Genomic DNA, 26351 nt, shown 5'->3' on the forward strand with positions numbered 1-26351 from the left:
GAGTTTCTGATCTCCGATTGCGATGCGGCATTGATCGACAGCGAGCCGATAGCCAGCGGCGCGCTGGCTCAAGGGGCTAGAGTCCTCTTTGTTTATGGGCCTTTTCGCGGGAGCGTCCGGCACCTTTGTGTCCAGGAATGCGGCGCCAGCTGATCTCGGCGCGCGAATGTCTCGCGCGACGAAACCGCTTCTCGCGGCATCTGCGCTGGGGGCGTTAACCGAAACTTCATGGAGCCGTCACCTTGGCGACATGCAGGCGATCTTAATAGGCAAGGCCGCGCGGCTCCGGGGGCTCGTGGGGTCATCACAAGAGGAGTTTCCGATGCTTTCGATCAATCGACGCGGCGCGCTCGGCCTGCTCGGCGCAACCGCCGGCACGCTCATACTGCCGCGCTTCGCCTTCAGCCAGGCCAAGCGTCCGTCCATCACCATTGCGGTCCAGAAGATCACCAACAACAACACGCTCGACATATGGAACGAGCAGTCCAACGTCGGCGAGCGCGTCTTCTTCCCGAATCTTTGGGAAGGCCTCATCCTGCGCGACTGGATGGGCAATCAAGGGCCGGTTCCGGGTCTCGCCACCGAGTGGAAGCGTCTCGACGACAAGACGCTCGAACTCAAGCTGCGCCAGGGCGTGAAGTTCCACAACGGGGATGAACTCACGGCCGAAGACGTCGCCTTCTCCTTCTCTCGCGAGCGCGTGTTCGGCAACACCGAGCCGGCAGGCGGCAAAACGATTTTCGAAGACGATCACAAGCCCGCAACCGTCAAGGAGTTGCCGGCCTCCATTCCCGGCATCGGCCGTCGTCTGTGGCCGGCGCTCGCCGGCGTCGAGATCGTCGATAAATACACGGTCCGTTTCCACAACGCGACGCCCGACGTGACGCTGGAAGGCCGCCTGTATTCCTTCGGCAGCCAGATCGTCAACCGCCGCAGCTGGGACGAAGCCGCCACCTATGCCGATTGGGCTCGCAAGCCCGTTACGACCGGCCCGTACATGGTCGGCGAATTCAAGCCCGACGTCTCGCTGACGCTGGTCGCCTTCGACGAATACTGGGGCGGCCGCCCGCCGCTCGCGCAGATCCGCTTCGTCGAGGTTCCCGAAGTCGCCTCGCGGGTCAATGGCCTGCTTTCGGGCGAATACGACTTCGCCTGCGACCTGCCGCCGGATCAGATTGCCACCGTCCAGGCTGCTCCGGGCTATGAAGTTCAAAACTCGATGATCTGGAACCATCGCATCTCGGTCTTCAACGTACAGAACCCGGTCCTTGCCAACCCGCTGGTGCGTCGCGCCATGACGCATGCCATCGACCGTCAGGCGATCGTCGATGCGCTCTGGGGCGGCAAGACCGTCGTCCCGGCCGGCCTGCAGTTCGATTCCTTCCGTTCCAGCGACATGTTCGTCGAAGGCTGGAAGGTTCCGGAATACGATCCGAAGCTTGCCCAGGATCTTCTGAAGCAGGCAAACTACAAGGGCGATGCGATCCCGTTCCGCCTGCTGAACAATTACTATACGAACCAGACGGCCAACGGCCAGATCATGGTGGAGATGTGGAAGCAGGTCGGCATCAACGTCGAGATCCAGATGAAGGAAAACTGGGCGCAGATCCACGATCCGGCCGGCGTCAAGGGTATTCGCGACTGGTCGGCCGGCAATAGCATCAACGACCCGATCACCCCCCTGGTCGTACAGTTCGGCCCGAACGGCGAAGTCCAGCAGAAGAAGGATTGGAGCAACGACGAGATGAACAAGCTCTCCGTCGTCATGGAAACCTCCACCGACCGTGCGCTGCGCAAGAAAGCCGTCGCACGCATGCTCGAAATCTGCGAACGCGAGGACCCGGTCTACCAGGTCCTGCATCAGAATGCCGTCTTCACCGGCATGAAATCATCGCTGAAGTGGAAGGCGGCTCCGGCTTTCGCCATGGACTTCCGATCCACCAACTGGTCGATCTGACCGGCTCATCGCTTCGGCCTGCGGCGGTTACAAGCCCGCCGCGGGCCGTCTTTTGCTTCGAATGAAATGCGGGGATGAAACATGAGCACGACCGGCTCCAGCCTGGTGCAACTGCGCGACCTGACGGTTGCCTTCGACGGCGTGCAGGTTCTCCACGGCATCGATCTCGACGTCGGCAGGGGCGAGGCGCTCGGCCTTGTCGGCGAATCCGGCTGCGGCAAGTCGGTTACCTGGCTGGCAGCCCTTAGCCTGTTGCCCGCCAAGGCTGATGTTACCGGCTCCGTGAAGCTCGAAGGCCGCGAGCTGATCGGCGGGCAGCGTAGCGTGCTCGAAAACGTGCGCGGCAAGCGCATCGCCATGATCTTCCAGGACCCGTCGAGCTCCCTCAATCCGGTGCTGCGCATCGGCCGGCAGATTGCCGAGGCGCTCACCGCTCATCGCGGCCTGCGCGGCGAAGCTGCAAGGGCGGAGGCGATGCGGCTGATGGACATGGTCGGCATTCCCGACGCGCGGCGCCGCTTCGATTCCTATCCGCATGAGTTTTCTGGCGGCCAGTGCCAGCGCCTGATGATCGCCATGGCGCTTGCCGGCCAGCCCGACCTTCTGATTGCCGACGAACCGACGACGGCGCTCGACGCTACGATCCAGGCGCAGATCCTCGATCTGCTGATCGAGCTTCGCGCCGAGACCGGCATGGCGACCGTCTTCATCAGCCATGATCTCGGTGCCGTCAGCCAGGTATGCGAGCGCATCTGCGTCATGTATGCCGGACGCATCGTCGAGGAGGGCAGTGTCGAGCAGCTTTTTTCCGAACCGCGCCATCCCTATACGCGCGGCCTGTTCGACGCCATTCCCCGCATCGACGGTGGCCGCGAGCGGCTGATCCCCATTCGCGGCACCGTGCCGAACCCGAAACATCTGCCGAAGGGCTGTTCCTTCTCGCCGCGCTGTTCGCGCGCCGTCGAGGACTGTCGCAACGAGCGGCCACCGCTTGCTACGCTCGAAGACGGACGCAAGCTCGCCTGCTCGCGGCCCGTGCCCGCCGCGGAAGCTTCCGGGATCCGATCCCATATTCACGAGGGCCTGTTGCAATGACCCCGCTCATCGAAGCTCGCGGCCTTGTGCGCATCTACAGCATGCGTAGTGGCCTCTTCGGCCGTACAAGCCTGGTGCGCGCCGTCGACGGCGTGTCGCTGGCAGTCGCGCCGGGCGAGACGCTGGGTATCGTCGGCGAATCCGGTTCCGGTAAGTCGACGCTCGGGCGCATGCTGCTTGGGATCGATGATGCTGAGGAGGGTACGGTTCATTTCGAAGGCCGGCCGATGCCTGAACACGGTAGTGCGCGGTGGCGGGCACTGCGCGCGAAAATGCAGCTCGTCTTCCAGGATCCGCTTGCAGCCCTCGATCGCCGCCTGACGATCGCCGCCCAGATCGCCGAGCCGCTCGAGATCCATAAACTGCTTCCGAAGGAACATCATGCCATGCGCGTGGCGGAGCTGATAACCGCCGTCGGGCTGCGTGCCGATCAGGCGGGACGCTATCCGCACGAGCTTTCCGGCGGTCAACGCCAGCGCGCGGTGATTGCCCGGGCGCTTGCCTCGCGACCAAGGCTTCTGGTCTGCGACGAACCGGTTTCGGCGCTCGACGTGTCGATCCAGGCGCAGGTCATCAACATGATGCGGGACCTGCAGGAACAGAACGGCATCGCCATGATCTTCATCAGCCATGACCTGAAGGTAGTGCGCAACGTCGCGGACCGTGTCGCCGTCATGTATCTCGGCCGCATCATGGAGGAGGCCTCTTCCAACGTCATCTTCCGTTCGCCGCAGCACCCCTACACCAGGGCGCTGGTTTCGAGCATTCCCGTTCCCGGCAAGCCGCTCAAGGACCGCGTCATCCTGCAAGGCGAGCCGCCAAACCCGGCAAGCCGTCCATCCGGCTGCGCCTTCCATCCCCGTTGCCCGCTGGCTCGCGACATATGCCGCTCCATCGCGCCGAAACTGCGCGAGATTGGCGGTGGACGCACCGCCGCCTGTCATGTCGTGGCGGGTGAAACCACGCCGGTTGCGGCATAGGGGCCATCATGATTCGCTTTGTTCTCGTCCGCCTCTTCCGTGCCGCACTGACGATCCTGGCCGTCATCACCTTCGCTTTCGTCGTGCTGCGCATGTCGGGCGATCCGGCCCTGGTGATGCTCGGGCCTGATGTGCCACAGGAAGCGGTCGATGCCTTCCGCAAGTCCTGGGGCCTCGACCAGCCCCTATGGGTTCAATACATCGCCTATATCAAATCGATCTTCACCGGCGATTTCGGCGTATCGATGCGCGACAAGGCTTCGGCGCTGCATCTGGTGCTGGAACGTGTGCCCGCGACCCTACAACTGACGATCCCGGCCCTTGTTTTCAAACTCATTCTCGGCATTCCGGCGGGCGTCTATGCCGCCCTGCATCGCCAGAGCCTCACAGACCGCGGCGTCATCCTTGCCGCCGTGCTCGGCTTTACCATTCCCTCCTTCGTCATGGGGCTGGTGCTCGTGCTGATCTTCTCCGTCATTCTCGGCTGGCTGCCCTCGGGCGGGCAGGACACCTGGATGCACGGCATCCTGCCGACACTGACCATGAGTATCGGCGGGATCGGCATCCTCGCGCGCTTCTCGCGCAGCGCCATGATCGAGGTCATGGGGCAGCCGTATATCCGCACGGCTTCCGCCAAGGGGCTGACATGGCGCGATGTGGTCTGGAAACATGCCCTGCCCAACGCGGCGGTGCCGATCGTCACCATCGTCGGCTTCATGGTTGGCTCGCTGCTTGCCGGCGCCGTCGTGGTGGAATCGATCTTTTCCTGGCCGGGTATCGGGCGCCTACTGGTGGTTTCTGTCAGCAATCGCGACCTTGCCGTCGTTCAATGCATCCTGCTCATCATCGCCGCCGCCATGGTCGTGTCGAATCTCGTCGTCGACCTGCTTTACGGCTGGCTCGACCCGCGCCTTCGTTCGCACGCGGCACGACACTGAGGAGAACATGATGGCTACCGCCGATCTTATCGAAACGCCGGTCTCCCGAAAGCAGGGCGGCTTCGTTTCCTTCCTGCGTCGCAACGTGCCTTTTTCGGTCACTCTCTGCCTGCTGTGGCTTGCGGCCATGGTCGCGACCGCAATTTTCGCCGACCATATCCGCCCCTTCAACATTACCGCCATGGATCTGACCAGCCGGCTGTCCGCGCCGGGCGGGGTCAAGCATCTGCTCGGCACCGACGAACTCGGCCGCGATGTGCTTTCGCGCCTCGTTCAGTCGATCAGGGTGTCGCTCGTCATCGCCTTCGGCGCGACGCTGCTGTCTGCGATCTTCGGCACGCTGCTTGGCTTTCTGGCGGCGCAATTCCGCGGTTTCGTCGAGCATCTGGTCCTGATGCTCGCGGATTTCCAGGCTGCGCTGCCCTTCCTCATCATGTCGCTGGCCGTACTCGCTTTCTTCGGCTCCTCGATGCTGCTGCTCGTATGTCTTATGGGTTTCTATGGTTGGGAGCGCTATGCGCGCATCGCGCGAGGGCTTGCCATTACCGCAGGAGCTCAGGGTTATGCCGCCGCGGTGGTGCAACTCGGCGCGACACCGGTGCGCGTTTACCTGCGTCACATCCTTCCCAACGTCGCCTCGACGCTGATCGTTTCCATGACGCTGACTTTCCCCGAAATCATCCTGATGGAAAGCGGCCTGTCGTTTCTCGGCCTCGGCGTGCAGCCGCCGGAAAGCAGTCTCGGCAACATGGTCGGCTTCGGTCGCGAATATCTGACGCGCGCGCCCTGGATTATGCTGGCGCCCGCGATCGTCATTATGCTGACAACGCTCTCCATTTCGCTCGTCGGCGATTGGCTGCGCGATAAGCTCGATCCCACGATCCGATAGGAAACATGCTCCATGACCCTGATTACCGGCCATCGCGGCGCCCGCAACCTCTGGCCCGAAAATTCGCTCGCCGGCTTTCGCAATGCTGCCGCGCTGGGCGTGGACGCTATCGAATTCGATGTCCATCTGACGCGCGCCGGCGAGCTCGTCGTCATTCATGACGCCACCCTTGAACGCACCACCGAAAGCGCCGGGTCCGTAGAGAACCTGTCGATCGACGGCCGCAAGGCGACACGGCTAAAGGGCACGGACGAGGCCATTCCGACTCTTGCTGAGGTGCTGCAAGTGCTTGCGCCGAACGAAGCCATCGACCTCCATGTCGAAATCAAGGTCGACGGGAATGGAGCCCCTTATCCGGACATTGCGGCACGGGTGGCGGGCGAACTAGCACGTTTCGGCATCGAGGAGCGCTCCTATCTGACCTCCTTCGACCATTCGGTTTTGGAGGATTGCCGCCGTCATGCTCCAAAAATTTCGCGTCTCGTTTCCGTTAACGCCGTCTGGGCCGAAAAGCATGGCGGGGTTGCCGCCTTCATCGACCGAGCGGATGATCTGGCGGAGGTCGTCGCCATCCACCACGAGCTTTTGGAAGCCGAATGGGATCTGATCCGCGGCAGGCTGCCTTTGGAACGGCTCTGCGTCTGGACGATCAACGACGAGGCGAACATCCGACATTGGCTGGAGCGGGGTATCGGCAGCCTAACTTCGGACAGCCCCGATCTCGCATTGACGCAACGCTCCAAGATCGCGACATGATCTTCACCGTCGGCGACCCCAGAAGCGTCTCATTTGCGGCGATAGCCTGGGATTCGGTGCGCATCAGCACAGGATCGGTCCTTTGGGATGATCCGGCGTGTACGACGTCCAGGGTGCATTATGGCTCTAGCTTGCGATCGCCTTGAGATATCTCTCCGCCGAGCGCTCCACCACGCGGTTGCCGTCGCTCTCCACCGTTCGACCGGGAAACGCGCTGTAGATCGTCTCAAACCGGTACGGCTGTACGGCTTGCGAAATTGCCGTGACCGCCTTGGCGTCGAGGGGAATGAGGTTCGGATAGCTGCGCATAAAGCTGACGAAACGGCGGTCCATCGTGACCTGCATGGTGTCGCCGACGAAAAGGGCGCCTCGGCCGCCCTCGAGCCAGGGGCAATGGAGCACGGAACTGCCGTCAAAATGACCGCCGCAGCCGATCATGGTCGCCTGACCGATCCGCAGCGTTTCGCCGGTCCATGGGCGCAGGGCCGAGCCGGACCTCTGCACCCATTGGGCATCATCGGCGTGGATATGGACCGGCGCGTTGCCGCAGGCCGCGCTCCACCCGATCATCGACGAATAGAAATGGGGATGGGAGATCGCGATCGCGCTTAAGCCGCCGATGGCGGCAATCCGGGCTTTGCTGGCCTCGTCCACGAGGCTGAGGCAATCCCAGAGGATATTGCCATCAGGCCCTTCGATCAGAAATGCGCGCTGGCCAATGCCGAAAGAGGGCGAGAGCTGCAGGCTGTGAACGCCTTCCGCTTCTTCGTTCCAGACCAGGCTATGGGTTTGGCCGAGCGTTGCCATGTCGGTCCATTCCTGCCCTGATTGGGGCACGAACTGACGGTCATCTTCACAGATCGGGCAGGTCGGCGGCGGTTCGTCGCTTTCGCTGAACTGCGTGCCGCATGTGGTGCAGATAAAATGCGTCATCTTGAAGTCCTCGTCTGCTTATCTTCCAGCCCGTTGTCTTTCCAGCCTGCGGGCGGGGAGCCCGCCGCGCGGCAAATGGATGCTTTTATGCTATATTGGCCAGACGTCGGACGGATCAAAGCGGAAAAGGCGAAGCAACGCCCATCGGACAAAACCGTTGCGGACAGAAAATCGTCGCTTTCAGACCGGCCTTTGCAGGCGAAATGGGTATCTGTAATGAATAATGACAGGAATCATGTCATCTCATCACTATGATTTTAAAAGAGAAAATGATTCTCCCATTAGTTTTATGACAATCTGGTCTTGCAAAAAATGTAAAGACAAAGAACATAGTCGGCTAATAAAAGGTTAGTTGATCGAGATGCTGATGTTCGGCATTTATCCGGGCATCACAGACATACGGAGGACCGCTATGGCGCTTATTTTCGGCCTGGTTGCTTTGGCCGGCCACATCGCCCTGTTGCTGTGGGGCACGCGCATGGTCCAGACCGGCATACAGCGGGCATTCGGCCCGGATCTCCGCTCTTTTCTCGGCCGCGCCTTGAGCAACCGCACGAAGGCGTTCTTTGCCGGCATCGGTGTCACCGCGATCCTGCAGAGCAGCACGGCAACCGGCCTGATGGCATCGGGCTTCGCCGCCGGCGGACTGGTGGATCTCGTGCCGGCGCTTGCCGTCATGCTGGGCGCCAATGTGGGAACGACCCTGATCGTGCAGGTGCTGTCCTTCGACGTCGCGGCCGCTTCGCCGGCGCTCATCCTCATTGGTGTCCTGATGTTCCGGCGGATCGGGAACTCGCGCATTCACGATCTCGGGCGCGTCATGATCGGGCTTGGCTTCATGCTTCTGGCGCTGCATCAGTTGCTCGATCTGATGACGCAGTATGAAGGGTCGAAGGCGCTCGCCTATGTGCTGGACGCGATCGCCGCGACGCCGGTGCTCAGCATGCTTCTTGCGGCGATCCTCACATGGGCCGCCCATTCCAGCGTCGCCGTGGTGCTGCTCATCATGTCCCTGGCAAGCAAGGGGCTTGTCGATCTCGATCAGGCCTTTGCTCTCGTTCTCGGTGCCAATTTAGGCACCGCGATCAACCCGCTGATCGAAGGGCAGTCGGGCACCGATCTATCCGTCAAACGGCTGCCGATCGGCAATATGCTGACGCGTATCGTCGGAGTGATCGCGGTGATCGGCCTGCTGGAGCCCGCCACGCGCCTGTCGGCGATGGTCGACAGCGACAGTGGCCGTGCCGTCGCCAATTTTCACAGTGCCTTTAATATCGTTCTGGCGGTGGTCTTCATGCCGTTGCTGCGGCCCTATGCCGATCTTTTGACGAAACTGCTGCCGCAGAGAATCGACGAGGCCGATCCGACACGTCCGAGATATCTCGATCCGGCCGCCAAGGAGACGCCTGTCGTTGCTCTCGGGGCCGCGGCGCGGGAGGCGCTGAGGCTGGTCGACGTCTTGTCGGAAATGCTCGCCGGCGCGAAATCGGCGCTGTCGGACACCGATCGCCGCGCATTGACGCGGTTGCGGTCGCTGGACAACATCCTCGACAGCCTCAACACGGCGGTTAAGACCTATCTGACTTCGATCGATCCCGATGAGCTCGGCGAAGCCGACAGGCGGCGTCTGAACGAAATCCTGCTGTTTTCGATGAACATGGAGCATGCCGGCGACGTGCTCGACCAGAACCTGCTGCCGCACCTGGCCAAGCGCCTTCGCCGGGGTTTGAGCTTCTCCAAGGAGGGGCAGCTCGAACTGGCAAGGCTGTTCGACCGATTGCAATCGAACCTGCGGACGACGGCCGCCCTGTTCATGACACAGAACGAGAGTGCCGCCCGCCTGCTGGCAGAGGAGAAGGTCATTTTTCGCAAGGCGGAGCGCGAGGGAACGGAAGCCCATTTTCAGCGCCTGCGGCAAGGTGGGATCGAAACCGCCGAGACCAGCTCGCTTCACCTCGATCTGCTGCGTGATCTCAAGCAGATCAATTCCCACCTGGTCGCCGCCGCTGCCTATCCCGTTTTGGAAGAGCGCGGCGAACTCCTGCAGAGCCGGACGCCAAGCCCGGTCCCACAGGCGGCCGTGACCGCGAATGACTAAAAAGACCTATCTTAGCCGTCTGGCCGGTGAGGCGGACAAACTCTTCGCCGGCCGCTCCATCGAACAATATGGCGCGATCTGTTACCGGCGAGCGCAGGGGCAGGAAAATGTCGAAATCCTGCTGATCACCTCGCGCGACAGCGGCCGATGGGTCATTCCCAAGGGATGGCCGATGGACAGGAAGCTTCCGCATCAGGTCGCCGAACGCGAAGCCTGGGAAGAGGCAGGCGTCAGAGGAAAGGCCAGGAAGAAGCGCTTCGGCTACTACACCTATCTCAAAGTCCTCGGCACCGGCGAGACCGTTCCCTCTATCGTTCAAGTCCATCTTCTTGACGTCGCCGAATTGGCCGAGCGCTTTCCGGAGCGCGGGCAGCGCCAGCTGCAATGGTTCTCGCCCAACGAAGCCGCCGCCCATGTCCGCGAGCCGGAGTTGAAGAGCCTGCTGCGCGGGGTGGAGGCAGCTCTCGCGCCGGACAAATGAGCGAAACGGCGGACGCCGCCTAATGGCGGTCCGGATAAATCGCATGTTCAAATCTCGTCTGAGGATGCCTTGGAAGGTTGGCTCGAGCATGGAGCACAACGGATGCGAATGACTCGCAGCCTGCGCTCGCGCAATCAGAGACTTGTCGCCAGCGCCGCCATCCAGATCGCAACGGCGGCGGCACCGCCGTCTTCGGTTCCGAGAGCTCTTTCGCCGAGATAGCTTGCGCGGCCGAGCCTTGGCACCATATCCGCCGTACGGCGCGCGCCGTCCGCCGCTGCCATCGCCGCGCGCTTCCACGCCTCGATCGCGGGCACATTGCCGTCAGTCGCCTCAAGTGCTCTCAACGCTGGGTCGAGTGCATCCAGCATGGTTCGATCGCCCGGTTTGGCGCTGCCGATCTCGCTGATCGCAGCTATGCCGATTGCGAAAGCGGCCCGGAAATCCTCGGGCGAGAAGCGATTGTTCTCTCCGAGATGGCGTCCGGCTCGGGTGAGCGCAATGGCATAGAAAGGACCCGAGCTACCGGCGATCGCCCTGCGCAGCGCATTGCCGATCGCAACCAGGGCATTGGCGGGATTGATCCAGGCGCGGTCGGGCAGGGCGCGGATAGCTTCGGCGCCACGAAGCATGCTCGCTCCGAGATCGCCATCGCCCGCCTTGCTGTCGAGCTCCGTCAGATGGGCTTCGGCTTCTTCCAGCGCATTGCAGACGGCAAGGCCGATACGGCGGAGCTCGCTGGGGTCGAACCGACCCGCATCGCCAAGTGGAGCCTCGTTCTCCGGCGTCTTTGGCACCCGCACGATATGGGGTGCTTCCGCAATTTCGCCGCCCCTCGGCCAGGCGGAGGCACTGGTTGCGGCATCCAGCAGCTCGACATCGCCTGGGCGTAGATCCAGAAGCGAAATCGAACAGCCGGGCATTTCGAGCGCAGTCAGGAAATTGCCGCTCCAGGCACGCTCGATTGCGAGACCCCGCGAACGCAAAGACGCGAGCGCGCAACCGGCGACAATCGCCAGCTCCATTGGCGGCGTCGCGCCGAGACCATTGACGAGCAATGCAACCTTGGTACCCGCGACGAGCTTCATATCCTTTGCGATCTGATCGACGATCCTGTCGGTGATCGCGTCGGCGGGCAGAAGCTTCGTGCGCTCGACACCCTTTTCCCCGTGAATGCCGAGGCCCAGCTCGATCTCGTCCTCGCCGAGCGTGAAGCCGGCCTTGCCAGCCGCAGGGACGATGCAGGAGCCGAGCGCGACCCCCATGGTGCCGAGGCGGGACGCCGCGGACCGAGCGATGGCGGCGACCTCCTTCAGGCTCTTGCCACTGGCTGCGGCGGCGCCCGCAATCTTGTGCACCAGCACCGTTCCAGCAATGCCGCGCCGGCGCTCGGGCGGCACGAGGCCTGAAAGCGCCACATCATCCGCCACGACGACCACTTCGGTTGGAATACCCTCGATGGTGGCCAATTCGCCGGCAAGGCCGAAATTCAGGCGGTCGCCGGTATAGTTCTTCACGATCAGCAATGCACCAGCAGGGCCGGCACTGGCGCGGATTGCGGCAAGAACCGCATCGACGCTGGGGGAGGTGAAAACCTCGCCAGTAACGGCCGCGGTCAACATGCCCGGTCCGACATATCCGGCATGAGCCGGCTCGTGCCCAGCGCCGCCGCCCGAGATCAGCGCCACCGGCCTCTCGGTGACCACGGGAAGATCGCCGCGAACAACGACATTCTCCGTGTCCAGCAGGGCGAGGTCGGGCGCAAGGGCGACGATGCCCTCCAGCATCTCCCGTACGACATCGATGGGTCGATTGATGAGCTTCTTCATTGGCCTCCATCCCGTTGCTGCTTGCGTCGAAACGTTTCCAGTCATCTCGCGCTTATGCTCGGTAAGGGAGAACCTGCGGCAAAATGCGCATAGAAATCCACTCCACCAAGACCCTGCGCCCACCACTCCCAGAATCTCGCGCACCATAGCATAATCGCCGTTCATGCCATGAACCGTGGCCAAAAAATCAAATGCGCCTTCGAGCAGGGTGGCGGTCTTGCGCCGTTTATCCCGAGCGCCATGGCAGCAGCGCGGCTATGATTAGTCTCCTGTTAATTAACTCGGTTTAAAGTTTTTTAATCTAGAGGCCCTCCCAGCTCTTACGAATAATCGGTAATGTCGATCATCCATGCCCTCGGCGCAAATAGCGGTCGCCTCATCAGGATCACCTTTGGCCCAGGGTGGCGCCAGCAGCCGCCGGCGCGTGTTGCGGGTCAGGCCAAGCTCGCAAGAGCCCGCATCATCATGTTGGCCTGCGGGCTGGTCGTCTGTTATCTGGCGATCGTCGCCAAACTCATCTATTTCGACCTGGAGCCGAGAGCCGATACCTCCGCGATCCCGCCGGATCGCGTGAGCGCGGCTCGCCCGGATATCGTCGACCGAAACGGTGAACTGTTGGCGACCGATGTCCGCACCGTATCGATGTTCGCCGAGCCAAACCGCGTGATCGATCCGGACGAAGCGGTTGAGAAAATCGCCTCTATCTTTCCCGATATCGACCGCAAATCCCTCTATAAGAAGCTTGCCGACCGCCGGTCGCACTTTGCCTGGCTACGCCGGCAGCTGACGCCGAAGGAACAGAGCGAAATCCTTGCGCTCGGCATTCCGGCAATCGGTTTTCGCCCCGAGGTGAAACGCTTCTATCCGGGCGGGCGCACAGCCGCCCATATTCTCGGCTATGTCGATATCGACAATCATGGCGTTGCCGGCATGGAGAAGTATCTGGACACGCAAGGCCTGTCGGATCTCGCTTCCACAGGCCTGACCAGCCGCGATACACTCGAACCGGTGCGCCTTTCGCTCGATCTTCGTGTTCAAAACATCGTCCACGACGTGGTGTCGGATGCGATCGGCCGCTACCAGAGCCAGGCGGCCGGCGCCGTCATTCTTGACATTCACACCGGGGAAGTACTTGCGATGGCCTCGGCCCCCGATTTCGATCCGAACGATCCACAGGCGGACGGCAACAAAGGTTGGCTGAACCGCATGTCGGACGGCACCGATGAGATGGGCTCGGTGTTCAAGACTTTTTCGATTGCGATGGCTATCGACGCGGGCACGGTCAAGCTGACGGACACCTTCGACGCCTCCGCCCCGCTGCATTACGGCGGCTTCACTATCCATGACGACCGTGACGTGCCGCGGCGCGTCCTGTCGATCCCGGAAATCTTCCGCTATTCATCAAACATTGGGACGGCCAAAATGATGGACAAGGTGGGCATGGCAGTCCAGAAGAGCTATCTGACTCGCTTCGGCCTCTTGTCGAAGATGCAGACGGAACTGCCTGAGGTGAAAACGCCGAGTCAGCCAAAAGTTTGGAAGAAGCTCAACTCCATAACCATAGCGTTTGGCCACGGCGTCGCCACGACGCCGATGCAGACCGCCGTCGCCGGCGCGGCCCTCATTGACGGCGGCGAGTTGATCGAGCCGACCTTCCTTCCGCGCACCCAGGAAGAGGCAGAAAAGACTGAAACGATGATCGTGAAGAAGAGCACCAGCGACACGATCCGCTACCTCTTCCGGCTGAATGGCGAACAGGGTACCGGCAGAGCCGCCGATGTCCCCGGCTATCACGTCGGCGGGAAGACGGGCACCGCAAACAAGGTCATTCACGGCGTTTATTCGCACAAGCTCAGCTTCAATTCGTTCTTGGCGGCGTTTCCAATGGAAAACCCGAAATACGTGGTGCTAGCCTTCATCGACCAGCCGCTGACGGGCGTGCATAACCTGAACCTCGCCGCTGAAACGGCGGCTCCCATGGTCCACGACATCATCAGCCGTGCCGCACCGCTGCTTGGCGTCAAGCCGGACTTCGGAACGAACCTGATCGCATCCTACTGATAGGACAGCTCGCTGTTGACTACCGCTATGTCGGGCGAGGCAATGGCAGCGGGCTGGTTAAAGACGCGCTGCGATGCTGTATCGCCGGGGCGAAAATCGTCGGCGGCCGCGCGTAGGCCGGAGCCCCGCCTATGCTTAGCGAGGGCGAACCATAAAAGAAGATAGCGATTTTCGTTGGCCTGCGATCCGGCGGCGATGAAGCGTGGCGTGCGTGAGATCTATTCTAGTAAATGGATTTCCGGAACATGAGCCAGCTAAGGACGGCCCAATGAAGCGTTTAAAAAGCTGCGCTTTTAATTGCCGATCTGATCGGCGCAGGCGCTGGTTTCTGCAGCTGGTCTGCGACCTGTGCCGCTCTGCTCCGCGATCGTTAGCGCGTTTCGATTTCTGACTGCGTAAGCCCCATACACCCAATTTCCATCAACTCCGCCATTTTGGGCACAGATCGTGGCCGCCGAGGTTGCCATTTGACCTGGCGACGTAGCGCCGGGCCGTATGCAGCGGCGGCTATTGACAACTCACCCTTCATAAGACTTGATATAGAAATCCGTTAAAACGGACATATGTCCATAATTTTGGACACCGGGAACGATACTCTACAAAGGGGAGCCGCAATGTCGATTTCACTTAGAACCGGCCTGATCTCGCTGGCCGTGACCGCAATTCTCTGCAGCCCGGTGCTGGCCGCCGGCAGCAAGCTCGATGACGTGCTTGCCCGCGGCCATCTCGTGATGGGCACCGGCAGCACCAACGCGCCCTGGCATTTCAAGAGCGCTGACGACAAGCTCCAGGGCTTTGACGTGGATATGGGCCATATCATCGCCAAGGCTCTCTTCGGCGATCCGGACAAGATCGAATATGTCAACCAGTCCTCGGACGCGCGCATTCCGAACATCACCACCGACAAGGTCGACATCACCTGCCAGTTCATGACCGTGACGGGCGAGCGTGCTCAACAGATCGCTTTCACGATCCCTTATTATCGCGAGGGCGTCGGCCTCATGCTCAAGGCGGACGGCAAATATGCTGACTATGCCGCACTTAAGGCTGCCGGCTCCTCGGTGACGATCTCGGTACTTCAGAATGTCTATGCGGAAGCGATGGTCCATGCGGCCCTTCCGGAAGCAACCGTCGATCAGTACGATTCCGTCGACCTGATCTACCAGGCGCTTGAGTCCGGCCGGGCCGATGCCGCCGCCACCGATCAGTCGTCACTTGCCTGGTACATGACCCAAAACCCCGGCAAGTATAAGGATGCCGGTTACGGATGGAACCCGCAGACCTATGCCTGTGGCGTCAAGCGCGGCGATCAGGATTGGCTGAACTTCGTCAATACCGCCCTTCATGAGGCTATGACGGGCGTCGAGTTCGATACTTATGCGAAGTCCTATAAAACTTGGTTCGGCAAAGACCTGGCACCTCCGCAGATCGGCTTTCCGGTCGAATTCAAGTAATAGGCAAAAAGGAACGGGAGTATCTCCCGTTCCTTCTTCTGGAGGTGGCCTGTCATGGGTTACACGCTGAATTTTGCTGCCGTTTGGCGCAACTTTGATTTTCTCCTGAGCGGATTGCTGCTGAGCCTTGGGCTGGCAGTGATCTCGCTGTTGATTGGTGCCGTGCTCGGTCTTCTGGTGGCCTTTGCGCTGATCTCGAAGCAACGAGTGGCTGTGGTGCCTGCACGCTGCTACGTCACGCTTATCCGCAATCTCCCAATCCTGGTGCTTGTGCTGTTTGCCTTTTTTGCATTGCCACAAATAGGGTTTAGGCTCGACAAGATCAAAAGCTTTGTCCTCGTCCTGTCCTTGTACTCTGGCGCCTATCTCGCCGAGGTGTTTCGTGCGGGACTGTTGTCCATTCCCAGGGGTCTGACGGAAGCCGGGCTTGCGATCGGCCTCACCGGGATGCAGATTCGTACATCGATCGTTGCGCCGCTGATGCTGCGCAATGTACTCCCTTCCTTGTCATCGACAGTCATATCGCTGTTCAAGGATACCTCGCTTGCGGCAACCATTGCTGTCCCGGAACTGACTTTTGCCGCGCGCAAGATCAACGTCGAAAGCTTCCGCGTGATCGAGACATGGATGGTTACCTCGGCGCTCTATGTTGCAACCTGTCTCCTGATCGCCGCCGGCATGCGTTTTGTTGAACGCCGGCTGGCGCTGCCGAGGTAAGTCGATGTCACAGACCTTTTTAGATCAGCTTTGGATCGCCCGTTATGTCATCATGAACGGTCTGGCAATGACTGTGTCCATATCGTTACTGGCAATTCTTGGGGGTTCACTCCTTGGCGTCCTTGTCGGGCTATCTCTCGCCTATGGCAATGTCGTCCTTCGTCTCATCATACGTGTCTATACCGACGTGATCCGTGGAACGCCGGTTCTCGTCCTGGTGCTGGCAAGCTACTATGTGTCGAGTGCCGTCGGGCTCGCGCTCGGACCCTTTGCCGCCGGTGTGCTGGCATTGGCCATCTTCTGCTCGTCCCATGTCGGAGAAATCGTGCGTGGTGCGCTGCAGGCGATCCCGAAAGGGCAAACCGAAGCGGCCAAGGCGATCGGACTGACCTTTTCGCAAACATTCACCTCGGTGCTCTGGCCGCAGGCGCTGCGCCAATTCCTGCCGGCCTGGGTCAACACCGCCGCAGAGATGGTCAAGGCGTCGACGCTGCTGTCCGTCATCGGGGTGGCCGAGCTGCTTCTTCGCTCACAGGAGATCATCTCCCGCAACTTCATGAGTCTGCAATTCTACTTTCTTGCGGGGGCTCTGTATTTCGTCGTCAACTTCGGGATCGAACGCTTCGGTCAGTTCATCGAGCGCAAGACCGCTCTTCCATCGTGAGGAGGCCAAGCCATGGCCAAGACAATTCTCGAAATCAAGGGCCTGCGGAAGAGTTACGGTCATCACGAGGTCCTCAAAAGCGTCGACTGCTCGGTTGCCGAGGGCGAGGTCATCTCGATCATCGGCTCGTCCGGGTCGGGCAAGACGACCATGCTACGCTGCGTGAATATGCTGGAAGAGTTTCAGGGGGGCACGATCAGCCTCGACGGCGAAGAGATCGGTTATCACATCGAGGGCAGTTCTCGCCGGCGCAAGAGTGAAAAGGAGATTGCCCGTCAGCGTGCGCTGACAGGGATGGCATTCCAGCAATTCAATCTCTTTCCGCACATGAGCGCGGCTGAAAACGTGATGCTTGGCCTGATCAAGGTAAAGAAGATGCCGAAGGCCGAGGCGCGCGCAATCGCCGAGCGCTGGCTCGACCGCGTCGGCCTTTCGGCACGCACCAATCACTACCCCGGCCAGCTTTCCGGCGGCCAGCAACAACGTGTGGCGATCGCCCGCGCGATCGCGATGTCGCCGCGCCTGATGCTCTTCGATGAGGTGACCTCCGCACTCGATCCGGAACTGGTGGGCGAAGTGCTGCAGGTGATCAAGGGGCTCGCCGCGGATGGAATGACCATGCTGCTGGTCACGCACGAAATGCGCTTTGCCTATGAAGTCTCGTCCCGGGTGATTTTCATGAACCAGGGTGTGATCTGCGAGCAGGGTGATCCGAAGGAAATGTTCATCAAGCCCAAAACCGAGCGGCTTGCCGAATTCCTGAAAAACTCAAGCTTCAACTAAAAGGAAAGAAAGAATATGACGATCAAGCGTTACGGTGCGGGTGAGACCGGCGCGGGCGGCCAGCCGCTGCCATTTGCACGCGCCACCGAAGCCGCGGGATGGCTTTATGTATCCGGCCAGGTGCCGATGGAAAAGGGCGAGATCGTGCCTGGCGGCATCATCGGGCAGAGCCGAAAGGCAATCGAAAACATGATTGCGATCCTCAATGAAGCCGGCTACAGCTTGGAAGATGTCGTGCGCGTCGGCGTGTGGCTTGATGATCCACGCGATTTCTGGAGCTTCAATGGTGTCTATGCCGAGTATTTCGGCAAGAACCCGCCGGCTCGCGCTTGTGTTCAATCGCGCATGATGGTCGACTGCAAGGTCGAGGTTGATTGCGTGGCTTACCGCGCCGATCGCGCCTGACAAGGATTGGAGAGAGCATGACCGAGGCCGCAAGCGATACAGTATCGCGACGCACCCGGGGACTGGATCGCGCCTTCGAGATTCTTGAATTTCTCCGCGTGAAACGACAGCCCATGCGGCCGAACGAGATCGCGTCCGAAATCGGGGCTCCCCGATCGTCGGTCTATGAATTGGTCAATCTTCTCTTGCGCCATGGCATGCTCGATTACCAGGGGAATGACGGCCGTGTTTATCTCGGCCGTCGCCTGTACTTTCTCGGAACAGCCTATGCCGAACAATTCGATTGGATGCGCGAATGTGATCGCATGCTGGTGCGGCTGGCCGAGGAAACACGCGAAACGGCGCAGATGTGCCTGCTTGAAGGCAGGAAATATACGGTTGCCATGATGCGCGAAGGTGTCCGGCCTTTCCGCATTTCGTCAAATGTCGGCGAACCGGTTGCGATCCCCTGGACGGCTTCAGGACGCCTATTGGTGTCGCATCTTACCGATCGAGAAATTATCGATCTGATCCCGCCGGAGGATTTTGTCCTTCCCAATGGGAGGCAGATGGAGCCGTCCGAGTTCATCGGCCAGGTGCGCCAGGCTGGTCGCGACGGTTTCTTCACGTTCAATAGTGAAGTTGAAAATTTCACCCATTGCTTCGCAGTTCCGATCCATCAGGCCGGGGGAGCCTGCATAGCCACGCTCTGCCTCGTCGCCCCACGCGAAGATGGCCTTCGCAACCGCAACATCTACCTTCAAAGCCTGGCGACAGCAGCCAATGAAATCTCTGAGAAACTGGGCTTTCACATTGAACGGGACAAGTCCATCGCGCTCCGTTGAGCCGCCGTTCAAAATGTTCTGGCTTAATGATCGGAAAGAGGGCTGAGATAGCGATCATCGTCTTTTCATGAGGATCACCGGAGCGAGCCCGGCTCCTGGCGGATAACTTCAATGGCAATCGTGCTGATTCAGTTTCAAAATTGCAGAGGCAGCACAGCGTAGCTTTGGCGTTAGCTCGATTTTGTACAAAGCCGAGCTTAGAGGCGTTGCTGTCTATTCGAGCAGGCCCTAACAGTGGCACTAATTGGACTTGGTGCCTTCCTTGTCCGAGACTCGACCAAGATCTGGCATTGCGCCCGTAATCTGTCGGCTCGCCTTCAAGTCGTTTTCATCAAAGGCGTACCGGCGCAAGATCGCAAAGAGTGCTTCATTCATTTGCGCGCCATCCAGAAGCTCGGGACTGTCGCAAATGACATTGATGGTTCGTTGAACGACACGATCGGCAGCCACTTCCGAATCGACAAGCTTGCTAGCCCACTGGCGAAGAAGGGCGCGAAGTTGCGGATCCTGTGGTATGTCTGGGGACGGTGTAAGGGACATGTTCACTCCTCCTATCCTTGCAGGCGGGAGCACGCATGAGCCCTCGGTCGTCACGGCATATAGGATTGGTCTGTGACGATGATTTATCGTATCAATTAGAGCGCAAGAGTCCAGTTCCAATCGAGCTGGCGGCTACTATTAATCTGCTTAAGTGCTCGGGTATCGCGGTCGACCGTGGAATCGCGGCCTATCCCCGGTCATTGTGCGAACACAGATAGAGGCGGTGTTCTCTTCCGTGTCCGACCGGGGCGAAAACGTAAGGCACGGCCAGATGACGGTAAAGTTGTACTTCTTCAGATTCGTTCGTTTGCGAGAAACTGACGAAATCGCTCGGATTTCGGACGTTTGAATAGTTCCGCCGGCTCTCCCGTCTCTTCAATGACACCCTTGTGAAGAAAAACAACTTTATTGGACACGTCTCGCGCAAACGCCATTTCGTGTGTGACGACCAACATCGTTCGACCTTCCTCAGCAAGAGAGCGCATCACCTTCAGGACCTCACCGACGAGTTCGGGGTCAAGCGCAGAAGTCGGTTCATCAAAGAGCATTACCCTGGGCCGCTGCGCGAGAGCGCGGGCGATAGCAGCGCGTTGTTGCTGGCCTCCGGATAGATGCGCCGGATAGAAATTCCGCTTGTCGGCGATTCCAACCCGCTCGAGCAGCGCTTCTGCTTCCGCAACGCATTCAGCACGATCGCGTTTTTGTACGTGCACCGGCGCCTCGATCACATTCTCCAAAATGGTCATATGTGACCAAAGATTGAAGCTCTGAAACACCATGCCAATGTGTTCGCGCAGTCGATCTACTTGGCTGCGGTTAGCGGGCTCGGTTCTGTGGCGGCCTTTTTTCAAAGCGAACATCTCGCCGCCAATACGTATCTCCCCACTGTCAGGCACTTCAAGCATGTTGATGCATCGGAGCATCGTCGACTTGCCGGAGCCGGAAGAACCCAGGATCGATACAACGTCGCCTTCGTGGGCCTCCAGCGAAACACCTTTCAAAACCTCCAACGGGCCAAAGCATTTTCTGAGGTCTTTGACCGAAACGGCAGCGCATTTTTGTATGTTATCGCTGGCCAAAACTGTTCCCCTGACGGACATGCGCACTCCCGTTACGTGTTAAGATTGCGGCCGCATACGCATATGTGGGGAAAGCCAAAATTCGACCACCATGAGCATACGCGTGACGACGAAATTGATCGCAAGGTAGATCGCCCCTGCGACGATGAAGATTTCGAAAGCCCGAAAGCTGTCAGCGATCAATTTTCCCGCGAGACCGGTGACCTCCATGATGGTGATGACAGACGCAAGTGCCGTTGCCTTGACCATCAGGATGATCTCGTTGCCATAGGCAGGCAGTGCGTGCCTGACGGCAATCGGAAGAATGATCCGTCTGAACAATAGGATGCCCGACATGCCGCAAGCGCGCGCTGCCTCAACCTGTTGCATGGAGACCGCCTGCAGGCCACCTCGAAAGATTTCGCTGCAGTAGGCGGCAGTATTCAGTGTCAGTGCCAACACGGCACACCAGTAGGGTTCACGAAAGAACCACCAGACGCCAAGGTCCTGCAGCCCATGCCGGAATTGACCCAGGCCGTAGTAGATCAGGAACATTTGGACAAGAAGGGGTGAACCTCTGAATGCGAAGACATAGGCGCGGGTTACGGTTCGGCCGATTGCGCCGCCTGTTACTGCGAAGAGCGAGATGGCAAGCGCCAAGGCACTCCCCGCCAGGATGGAGGTGATCGCAAGTTCGATGGTCAGCGGCAAACCGGTTACTAAAGTGAGGAGCGTCTCCCACATGAAGCCAATATCCATCACAACGCCCTCCTGATCCCTTGAGTTGTCCGAGCTTCCATTTTCCTGAACAGAATCGAGGAGAACCAGGTTACAACGAGATAGAGGACGACCGCTGTGAGGTAGAATTCGAACGGACGGCGCGTGGATCCCGCGGCGATTTGCGATTGGCGGAGGAGTTCGACAAGACCCGTCACAGAAATCAATGCTGATTCCTTCAGCACAAGTTGCCAAGTGTTTCCAAGGCCCGGAATGGCGTAGCGAAGCACGAGTGGCGCGACGATGCGTCTGAATTTCGGCCACGGCCGCATGCCAACGGCGCTGGCTGCTTCAATTTCGCCGCGTGCAACCGATCTGAAGGCGCCGCGAAAGATTTCAGCTTGATAAGCCGCCGAGACCACACCAAGTGCCAAGGTCCCTGTCAAAAAGGGAGGCATTCCTATGAATCCACGATAACCTAACAGGCCACCGACAGAGCCGAGAAAGGCGCTTCCGCCAAAATAGAAAAGATAGATGACCAGAAGGTCCGGCACGCCGCGTAGAACCGTCGTGTAACAGTCGGCAAACCAGCGAACCGCCATGTGCCGGGACAGTTGCATGAAGGTGACAATTGAGCCGATGATCGTTCCAGCCAGAAAGCCACATACGGAAACGCCAATTGTCATGGCCGCTGCCGTCAGAAGGAGCGAACCCCACCCCGTCTGTCCGAAGCCGACGAGTGAGAGGTAACTATCGATAAGCTCCATGCGTGAACCTCTTTGTAAAAGACCAGCTTCGGTTCAGTCGGCAGCTCGCCGATGCGCCCAAATGCGCTGGAGCTTCGACATATTCTTGAGGGAGCTTTGAACGTGAGCACGCGCTGCATTTGCCGCGGCCTCGCGGTCGCGTGCACAGATAGCGTCCGCGATTGCCTGATGCTCATCGAGATCAGTATGCTCGAGATCGACCCAAAGAACTTCGAGCCACAGTGCCAAACGAAGCTGCTGGTAGACTTGGTCGGTCACCCTTACCAGCGCTTCGTTGCGAGTTGACTCCACGATGACGTGATGGATGTGTAGGCCAAGGTCGAGGTTACGGGCCGCGTCGGACGGCGCCTCGTTAGTCGTCTCCTTGAGCTCTACCATCTGGGCAATTACGCCCCGAAGCCGATCAAGGTCTTCCTCCGTCGCCGTCTCGCAGGCGAGCTGCGCCGCGCAAACATCGAGTGCCTCGCGAACAACCAACAGATTGCAGAATTTGGTGATGTCCAGATCGGTGACCGTGTAGCCGAGGTTCCTTTGCCCGACGATCAGCCCTTCCTCTTCAAGTTTCATAAGCGCTTCGCGCAACGGCGTTCGGCTGACGCCAAAGCGCTTGGCAAGTGTGCTTTCAGACAGGCGCTCCGAGGGTCGTAGTTGGCCACTGAGGATCAGGTCCTTCAGCTGCGAGTATGTGCTCTCACGCAATGAGACTCGCTGTTCCGTTTTGGTCGATGCCAATTAATTCCCCTTCCGTCTTTTGGGCCATTTGCCAGGCCTCCAAGCGTCATCATAACTTTTTCCCTCTTGCTCGATCAAGAAGAATACGATTATGTATACAATATTGGCCACAACAAGCAATGGCTCTTCATCTGCGTTTTTGGAAGCGGCTTGAAAATGTGGGTACAGGATAAATGGAGGCCCGATGCCTGAGATTCTAAGTCTGGAAGAACTGCGGAAACGCTTTTCGAACGTCTCAGGCGGCGAGATGTTTGATCCGGGGTTTCGAGAGGTTGCCGAACTGGTCTTCGGGGAGGGCGACAGCCGTCAGGCTCCTTACTGTGGCGTACCAACGCTTTTGAAGGCTCCTTATCGTCCTGATGCGTCGCCCGGTTTCGCGGGTATCGACATCGCGCTTTTCGGAATTCCGATGGATCTTGGCGTAACGAACCGATCAGGCGCACGGTTCGGGCCGAGAGCCGTTCGCAATGTCGATCGGGTCGGTCCTTATGACCATGTCCTACATGCGGTACCAGCCGCCCATGCCCGCGTTGCTGACGTTGGCGACGTTCCCTTCCGCAGCCGCTTTGATCTTGCGGCGTCGCATGAAGATATCGAGAAATTTGTGCGCGGGATCATGCAAGCCGGCGTCGTGCCGCTTGCAGTCGGCGGCGATCATTCGATCGGCCTTCCGATCCTAAGGGCTGTCGGCAAGGATCGACCCGTGGGGATGATCCATATCGACGCACATTGCGACACGGGCGGTTCATTTGAGGGCTGCAAATTCCATCACGGCGGCCCCTTTCGCCAAGCGGTTCTTGACGGTGTCCTTGATCCAAGGCGGACGGTTCAGATCGGAATTCGAGGAAATTCCGAATATCTGTGGGAATTCTCGTATGCCTCCGGCATGACCGTCATACATGCGGAAGACGTCGGCGACCAAGGGTTAAAAGCCGTAATCGCAAAGGCGAGAGAAATCGTCGGACCTGGCCCGACCTACATCAGCTTCGATGTAGACTCTCTTGATCCGGCTTTTGCGCCGGGCACAGGCACGCCCGAAGTCGGCGGATTGACCTCCGCTCAGGCTCTGGGAATCCTGCGCGGCCTCATGGGTTTGAATATAGTTGGCGGCGACGTCGTCGAGATCGCTCCGCAATATGATCCAACCACAAACACGGCACAGATAGCAGCTCAGGTCTTATTCGAAATCCTCTGCCTAGCGGCCGAGGCAATCAAGGTTCGCACGTCCTAGCAATCGGAGCAGGACGTCGCGGAGTCTGTAACAGCCTTGTCTCGCAAAAGAGGGGCAGGGTACAACAAAAAGGGGAATGCAAATGCAACTATCGAAACTTTTGCTGACGTCCGCCCTGCTCGGCGTTTTGTCGGCCGGCGCTGCCGTCGCCGAGACAAAACCAACCGAAATCACCATTGCGACCGAAGGCGCATACGAGCCGTGGAATTTCACCGGCCCCGACGGCAAGCTCGCCGGGTTCGAGATCGATCTCGCCAACGACCTTTGCGCTCGCATGAAGATCAAGTGCACGATCGTTGCCCAGGATTGGGACGGCCTCATTCCGTCGCTCAACGCGAAAAAGTTCGATGCCATCATGGCCTCGATGATCGTTACCGATAAGCGTCTTGCCGTCATTTCGTTCAGCGAACCCTATGCGCCAACGGCGGCGGCCTTCATGGTCGACAAAACAGGTCCGCTTGCGAAGCTTCCAGGGACCGGGACGACGGTCGATCTGGCTGGTGACAAAGCGAAGGTCGAGCAGGAATTGCAGCCGCTTCGCGACGCTCTCAAAGGCAAGGCCGTCGGCGCCCAGGTATCGACCGCAAATGCCACGTTTCTCGACACCTACTTCAAGGGCGTCGTCGATCCGAGAGAATACAAGACCGTCGAGCAGCATGATCTGGATCTTCAGGCTGGTCGCATCGACGCCGTCATTGCACAGAAAACGTCTCTGACAGCAACGCTCGGCAAGGACGATTTCAAGGACTACACGATCGCTGGTCCGACATTCAAAGGCGGGGTTTTTGGGCAGGGCATCGCCGCAGGCCTTCGCAAGGACGACACGGTCTTGAAGTCGATGTTTGATACGGCGATCAAAGCCGCCAAAGCGGACGGCACGATCGACAAACTTTCGCAAAAATGGATCAAGACAACTCTTGATTGATGCGGAGCGAAAGCCCGCCTGAGAGCAAAGAGCAGCCGGTGCGGGCGACGTCTCACCGGCTGACTGACGAAGCCTTGCCCAGCATCGCGCTGTCGAAACAAACCTACCATTCGGAGAACCACTGTGACCATTCTTCTCAACTCCCTGGAATCTCGCGACGCCGCGTTTGTTCTCCATCCCTATACCAACGCGTCACAGCATTTGAAGGATGGCCCGCTGGTGATTGCCAGGGGTGAGGGAATCCACATCATCGACAGCGAAGGCAATAAATATATCGAAGGTCTTGGGGGGCTGTTTTGTGCGTCGCTCGGCTTTAGCGAACAGCGTCTGGTCGATGCAGCAACGCGCCAAATGAAGGAATTGCCGTTCTATCACAGCTTCGGCGGCAAATCGCATGAGACAGCCATCGAGCTGGCCGACAGGCTTATCCAGCTTTCACCGGTCCCGATGTCGAAGGTGTTCTTCGCCAATTCGGGCTCCGAGGCCAACGACACGGCCATGAAACTCGTCTGGTATTATCACAACGCGATCGGCAAGCCGGAAAAGAAGAAGATTATCTCGCGGATGCGGGCCTATCACGGCGTGACCATCGCCTCGGCGAGCCTGACCGGACTTCCGAATAACCATCGTGATTTCGATCTGCCCATCGATCGCGTGCTTCATACGGATTGCCCGGAATACTACCGCTACGGCCAACCAGGCGAAACCGAAGAGGAATTCGCAACACGTTGCGCCGACTCGCTTGAGAAGCTGATCCTCGCCGAAGGCCCGGAAACCATCGGTGCATTCTTCGCCGAGCCGCTGATGGCGTCCGGTGGCTGCATCGTTCCGCCTCCGACCTATTATGACAAGATCCAGGAGATCCTCAAAAAATACGAAGTGCTGCTGATCGCTGACGAGGTCATCTGCGGCTTTGGCAGGCTGGGCACGATGTTCGGTTCCGAAAGTTTCGGACTTCGCCCGGACATGATCGTCATGGCCAAGCAGCTTTCGGCGGCCTATCAGCCGATATCGGCTTTGATGATCAACGAAAAAATCCATTCCGCAGTCGTTTCGGAAAGCGAGAAGATCGGAACATTTGGCCATGGTTTCACATATGGCGGTCATCCGGTTGCGACAGCCGTAGCCCTGGAAACACTCAGGATCTATGAGGAGCGCAATATTGTCGGCCATGTCCAGGACGTCGCACCGGTATTTCAGCGGCGTTTGCACGAACTTGCCGAACATCCACTCGTCGGCAATGCGCGAGGACGCGGCCTGATCGGGACGCTTGAACTGGTTCGCAACAAGGAAACCAAGGAGCCGTTCAAGCCCACCGATGGCATTGCCACTCATGCAGGCAAGATGGCTCAGGTTCGTGGCGTCATCACGCGCGCGCTCGGCGACAACTACTCGCTTTGCCCGCCGCTGATCATTACCGCGGCACAGATCAACGAATTATTCGACCGTTCCACCCGAGCCCTGGATGACACCTACAGCTGGGCGAGGGCGAATGGTCTCTATTGATTGAAGGATCA

25 protein-coding genes are annotated in these 26351 nt (G+C 59.4%); 18 read left to right on the top strand and 7 right to left on the bottom strand.

All coding sequences use genetic code 11. The annotated features are described in order from the left end of the window. Positions 1 to 322 precede the first annotated feature (322 nt). From HGP12_RS28155 to HGP12_RS28180, 6 genes are all read left to right on the top strand, one after another. Positions 323 to 1957, top strand: a complete 1635-nt coding sequence (locus HGP12_RS28155) for an ABC transporter substrate-binding protein (protein ID WP_168879939.1) — start codon at positions 323 to 325, stop codon at positions 1955 to 1957. Positions 1958 to 2038: 81 nt separating this feature from the next. After that, positions 2039 to 3052, top strand: coding sequence for an ABC transporter ATP-binding protein (locus HGP12_RS28160; protein ID WP_168879940.1), 1014 nt, complete (start codon positions 2039 to 2041; stop codon positions 3050 to 3052). Then, the gene (locus HGP12_RS28165) at positions 3049 to 4032 is read left to right on the top strand and encodes an ABC transporter ATP-binding protein (protein WP_168879941.1); all 984 of its coding nucleotides are present in this window, start codon (positions 3049 to 3051) and stop codon (positions 4030 to 4032) included. Before HGP12_RS28160 ends, HGP12_RS28165 begins: the two co-directional genes overlap by 4 nt. An 8-nt stretch (positions 4033 to 4040) precedes the next feature. Beyond that, the gene (locus tag HGP12_RS28170; RefSeq protein ID WP_168879942.1) at positions 4041 to 4970 is read left to right on the top strand and encodes an ABC transporter permease; all 930 of its coding nucleotides are present in this window, start codon (positions 4041 to 4043) and stop codon (positions 4968 to 4970) included. A gap of 10 nt (positions 4971 to 4980) precedes the next feature. Continuing rightward, positions 4981 to 5859, top strand: coding sequence for an ABC transporter permease (locus HGP12_RS28175; protein ID WP_168879981.1), 879 nt, complete (start codon positions 4981 to 4983; stop codon positions 5857 to 5859). 12 nt (positions 5860 to 5871) lie between these two features. After that, on the top strand, positions 5872 to 6615 hold the full coding sequence (locus tag HGP12_RS28180) for a glycerophosphodiester phosphodiesterase family protein (protein WP_168879943.1): 744 nt from the start codon (positions 5872 to 5874) through the stop codon (positions 6613 to 6615). A 126-nt stretch (positions 6616 to 6741) separates the two neighbouring features. Here the strand turns inward: HGP12_RS28180 and HGP12_RS28185 are convergent, their stop codons facing one another. Continuing rightward, a complete protein-coding gene (locus tag HGP12_RS28185) occupies positions 6742 to 7548 on the bottom strand; it encodes an MBL fold metallo-hydrolase (protein WP_168879944.1) in 807 nt (268 codons plus the stop codon). A 412-nt stretch (positions 7549 to 7960) separates the two neighbouring features. Between HGP12_RS28185 and HGP12_RS28190 the strand changes: the two genes are divergently transcribed. Further along, complete coding sequence (locus HGP12_RS28190; RefSeq protein WP_168879945.1) at positions 7961 to 9646, top strand: Na/Pi cotransporter family protein; 1686 nt, start codon at positions 7961 to 7963, stop codon at positions 9644 to 9646. After that, entirely contained in the window at positions 9639 to 10127 is a 489-nt protein-coding gene (locus HGP12_RS28195) for an NUDIX hydrolase (RefSeq protein ID WP_168879946.1), read from the top strand. The genes HGP12_RS28190 and HGP12_RS28195 overlap by 8 nt, the downstream gene beginning before the upstream one ends. Positions 10128 to 10261: 134 nt before the next feature. On the opposite strand, the gene HGP12_RS28200 is transcribed toward HGP12_RS28195, so the two are convergent. Next, positions 10262 to 11956 carry a dihydroxyacetone kinase family protein gene (locus tag HGP12_RS28200; protein WP_168879947.1) on the bottom strand — a complete coding sequence of 565 codons (1695 nt, stop codon included), beginning with the start codon at positions 11954 to 11956 and terminating at the stop codon, positions 10262 to 10264. A gap of 336 nt (positions 11957 to 12292) precedes the next feature. On the opposite strand from HGP12_RS28200, the gene HGP12_RS28205 reads away from it, so the two are divergent. The 7 genes from HGP12_RS28205 (at position 12293) to HGP12_RS28235 (ending at position 18864) form a co-directional block, all read left to right on the top strand. Then, positions 12293 to 14017, top strand: coding sequence for a penicillin-binding protein 2 (locus tag HGP12_RS28205; protein ID WP_168879948.1), 1725 nt, complete (start codon positions 12293 to 12295; stop codon positions 14015 to 14017). A 614-nt stretch (positions 14018 to 14631) separates the two neighbouring features. Further along, positions 14632 to 15471: a transporter substrate-binding domain-containing protein gene (locus HGP12_RS28210; protein ID WP_168879949.1), complete on the top strand. Its 840-nt coding sequence runs from the start codon at positions 14632 to 14634 to the stop codon at positions 15469 to 15471. 54 nt (positions 15472 to 15525) lie between these two features. After that, on the top strand, positions 15526 to 16188 hold the full coding sequence (locus HGP12_RS28215; RefSeq protein WP_168843908.1) for an amino acid ABC transporter permease: 663 nt from the start codon (positions 15526 to 15528) through the stop codon (positions 16186 to 16188). Between the two features lie 4 nt (positions 16189 to 16192). Then, positions 16193 to 16852, top strand: coding sequence for an amino acid ABC transporter permease (locus tag HGP12_RS28220; protein WP_168843909.1), 660 nt, complete (start codon positions 16193 to 16195; stop codon positions 16850 to 16852). Positions 16853 to 16864: 12 nt separating this feature from the next. Continuing rightward, positions 16865 to 17635, top strand: coding sequence for an amino acid ABC transporter ATP-binding protein (locus HGP12_RS28225; protein ID WP_168879950.1), 771 nt, complete (start codon positions 16865 to 16867; stop codon positions 17633 to 17635). Positions 17636 to 17650: 15 nt separating this feature from the next. Beyond that, positions 17651 to 18040 carry a RidA family protein gene (locus HGP12_RS28230; RefSeq protein ID WP_168843911.1) on the top strand — a complete coding sequence of 130 codons (390 nt, stop codon included), beginning with the start codon at positions 17651 to 17653 and terminating at the stop codon, positions 18038 to 18040. A 17-nt stretch (positions 18041 to 18057) separates the two neighbouring features. Beyond that, positions 18058 to 18864, top strand: coding sequence for an IclR family transcriptional regulator (locus tag HGP12_RS28235; protein WP_168843912.1), 807 nt, complete (start codon positions 18058 to 18060; stop codon positions 18862 to 18864). A gap of 240 nt (positions 18865 to 19104) precedes the next feature. Here the strand turns inward: HGP12_RS28235 and HGP12_RS28240 are convergent, their stop codons facing one another. From HGP12_RS28240 to HGP12_RS28260, 5 genes are all read right to left on the bottom strand, one after another. Next, positions 19105 to 19410: a hypothetical protein gene (locus tag HGP12_RS28240; protein WP_168879951.1), complete on the bottom strand. Its 306-nt coding sequence runs from the start codon at positions 19408 to 19410 to the stop codon at positions 19105 to 19107. 287 nt (positions 19411 to 19697) lie between these two features. Further along, the gene (locus tag HGP12_RS28245) at positions 19698 to 20504 is read right to left on the bottom strand and encodes an ABC transporter ATP-binding protein (RefSeq protein WP_168879952.1); all 807 of its coding nucleotides are present in this window, start codon (positions 20502 to 20504) and stop codon (positions 19698 to 19700) included. An 18-nt stretch (positions 20505 to 20522) separates the two neighbouring features. Then, positions 20523 to 21221 carry an ABC transporter permease gene (locus HGP12_RS28250; RefSeq protein ID WP_168879953.1) on the bottom strand — a complete coding sequence of 233 codons (699 nt, stop codon included), beginning with the start codon at positions 21219 to 21221 and terminating at the stop codon, positions 20523 to 20525. Further along, a complete protein-coding gene (locus tag HGP12_RS28255; RefSeq protein WP_168879954.1) occupies positions 21221 to 21946 on the bottom strand; it encodes an ABC transporter permease in 726 nt (241 codons plus the stop codon). The genes HGP12_RS28250 and HGP12_RS28255 overlap by 1 nt, the downstream gene beginning before the upstream one ends. Before the next feature lie 33 nt (positions 21947 to 21979). Further along, on the bottom strand, positions 21980 to 22678 hold the full coding sequence (locus HGP12_RS28260) for a GntR family transcriptional regulator (protein ID WP_168843917.1): 699 nt from the start codon (positions 22676 to 22678) through the stop codon (positions 21980 to 21982). A gap of 184 nt (positions 22679 to 22862) precedes the next feature. On the opposite strand from HGP12_RS28260, the gene speB reads away from it, so the two are divergent. The 3 genes from speB to HGP12_RS28275 all read left to right on the top strand — a co-directional run bounded on the left by speB (position 22863) and on the right by HGP12_RS28275 (position 26340). Then, the gene (gene speB, locus HGP12_RS28265) at positions 22863 to 23909 is read left to right on the top strand and encodes an agmatinase (protein ID WP_168879955.1); all 1047 of its coding nucleotides are present in this window, start codon (positions 22863 to 22865) and stop codon (positions 23907 to 23909) included. An 82-nt stretch (positions 23910 to 23991) separates the two neighbouring features. Next, positions 23992 to 24834 carry a lysine/arginine/ornithine ABC transporter substrate-binding protein gene (locus tag HGP12_RS28270; RefSeq protein ID WP_168843919.1) on the top strand — a complete coding sequence of 281 codons (843 nt, stop codon included), beginning with the start codon at positions 23992 to 23994 and terminating at the stop codon, positions 24832 to 24834. Between the two features lie 123 nt (positions 24835 to 24957). Then, on the top strand, positions 24958 to 26340 hold the full coding sequence (locus HGP12_RS28275) for an aspartate aminotransferase family protein (protein ID WP_168843920.1): 1383 nt from the start codon (positions 24958 to 24960) through the stop codon (positions 26338 to 26340). Positions 26341 to 26351 lie beyond the last annotated feature (11 nt).

The organism is Rhizobium sp. P28RR-XV (assembly GCF_012641385.1).
Taxonomy (GTDB): Bacteria; Pseudomonadota; Alphaproteobacteria; order Rhizobiales; family Rhizobiaceae; genus Rhizobium.